This is a genomic window from Coprococcus intestinihominis, assembly GCF_040096555.1.
GTDB classification, from domain to species: Bacteria; Bacillota; Clostridia; order Lachnospirales; family Lachnospiraceae; genus Coprococcus_A; species Coprococcus_A intestinihominis.
Map to the genome: position 1 here is coordinate 1 of NZ_JBBMEK010000397.1, position 1,901 is coordinate 1,901.

General features: G+C 41.7%; 2 protein-coding genes. Both read right to left on the reverse strand.

Annotated features, from left to right (window positions below; genetic code table 11):
* A partial coding sequence (locus WMO25_RS17590; protein ID WP_349086489.1) for an MBL fold metallo-hydrolase occupies nucleotides 1-721 on the reverse strand: 721 nt, incomplete at its 3' end.
* Nucleotides 708-1,691, reverse strand: a complete 984-nt coding sequence (argF, locus tag WMO25_RS17595; RefSeq protein ID WP_015515066.1) for an ornithine carbamoyltransferase — start codon at nucleotides 1,689-1,691, stop codon at nucleotides 708-710. The genes WMO25_RS17590 and argF, both read right to left, overlap by 14 nt.
* Nucleotides 1,692-1,901: the final 210 nt, after the last annotated feature.

A 1,901-nucleotide genomic window follows, 5' to 3' on the forward strand; every position in this document is an offset into this window, starting at 1 on the left:
GCGCTATTCTGGACAACTGGTGTTCTTTGGCAATATTGTCTGTGACAATTTTGTCCATGAGGGCTTTCTTCTCAACGGACTGATGGGCAACCACATAAATCTCATAATTCAATGACCTTACCTTCTCCATAGAAGCCAGAGACTTCTGTACATTTGCCATATAAGGAAGCTTCGAAACGTTCAAAACATCCTCTGAGACAATGGCATCACCAAGACAGCAGATACCATCCGGTGTTACAACCCCCACATGGCCCACTGAATGACCTTCCAGCGAAATCAATTCAAAGATTTCTTCATCAATCATAATTTCCGGCCGCTTCATGTCTACACCTATGATATGAAGTTTCTCCGGATAATACACAGCCTGCGCCTCTTTCGCATGGGCAGCCGTATCAAATCCCATTGAGCGCATCATATCTTCAGGCGATGCAATCGCATCGGCTTCATCCTTTGATGTATAAAAAAGAATATCCGGGAACTTTTCCAACAGTAATAAATCATTCGCCACATGGTCAATATGTACATGGGTATGAATAACGGCCCGGACACGCCAGTGCCGCTCATCCAACAGCTCCATTAAACGTTTTGATGGAATTGGTCCCGAATCAATCAGGACCAATTCATTCTCTGTCAAAAAATATCCCGGAACAAAGGCATTGCCGATGGATACATATCCTGTTTTTTCCGTCAGTTCATGCCATTTCATCTTATAATGTCGCATCCATAACTGCTTTGATCGTATGCATACGATTCTCAGCCTCATCAAAAACAACAGACTGTGCAGACTCGAAGACTTCATCTGTCACTTCCATCTCACTGATACCAAACTTCTCACCGATCTCCTTGCCGATAGTTGTCTTAAGATCATGGAACGCCGGCAGGCAATGCATGAAGATGGCTTTCTCTCCTGCATTCTCCATTACTTTCTTATTCACCTGATATGGAGATAATTCTTTGATACGTTTTGCCCAGACTTCATCCGGTTCACCCATAGATACCCAGACATCTGTATAGATAACATCTGCACCCTTTGTACCTGCTTCTACATCCTCTGTCAGTGTAATGCTGCCGCCTGTCTCCTTGGCAATCGCTTCACACTGTGCCACAATATCAGCATCCGGGAAGTATTCCTTGCATGTACATGCTGTAAAATGCATACCCATTTTCGCACAAACTACCATCAGGGAATTGCCCATGTTGTAACGGGCATCGCCCATGTATGTCATCTTGATACCTTTCAGGTATCCGAACTTCTCACGAATTGTCATAATATCAGCCAGCACCTGTGTCGGATGGAACTGATTGGTCAGACCGTTCCAAACCGGTACACCGGCATACTTCGCCAGATCATCCACGATGGACTGGTCAAAACCACGGTACTCAATACCATCATAAATACGTCCAAGTACACGTGCTGTATCGGCAATGCTTTCCTTCTTGCCAATCTGTGAAGCAGACGGATCAAGGAAAGTGGTATGCATACCAAGATCATTGGCAGCCACTTCAAAAGAACATCTTGTTCTTGTACTGTTCTTCTCAAAAATCAGAGCAATATTCTTTCCAGGGTGATTCAAAGTCGGAATTCCCTGTTTCTTCTTTGCCTTCAATTCATCTGCATGATCAACTAAATATAAAATCTCTTCCGGTGTAAAATCAAGTAACTTTAATAAATGACGTCCTTTTAAATCCATAACAATACCTCTTTATCTTTCTAGTATAACTTCTTAGTTTTAACTTATCTCATTTTATCTGATCAGCTAAGCCATCCTATTAACAAAGAACGGCTCAAAATCGAAACTGTGTATAAGTATACACTCCTTTTTTGAATTATGCAAGTGTTATTCATTAATTTTGTAAAATTATACATATTTTAATTGATATATGCACGGATGCTTTTTTGA

Coding starts and splice junctions, on each gene's coding strand:
- argF (WP_015515066.1), bottom strand. CDS start 1,691: ATGGATTTAAAAGGACGTCATTTATTAAAGTTACTTGATTTTACACCG.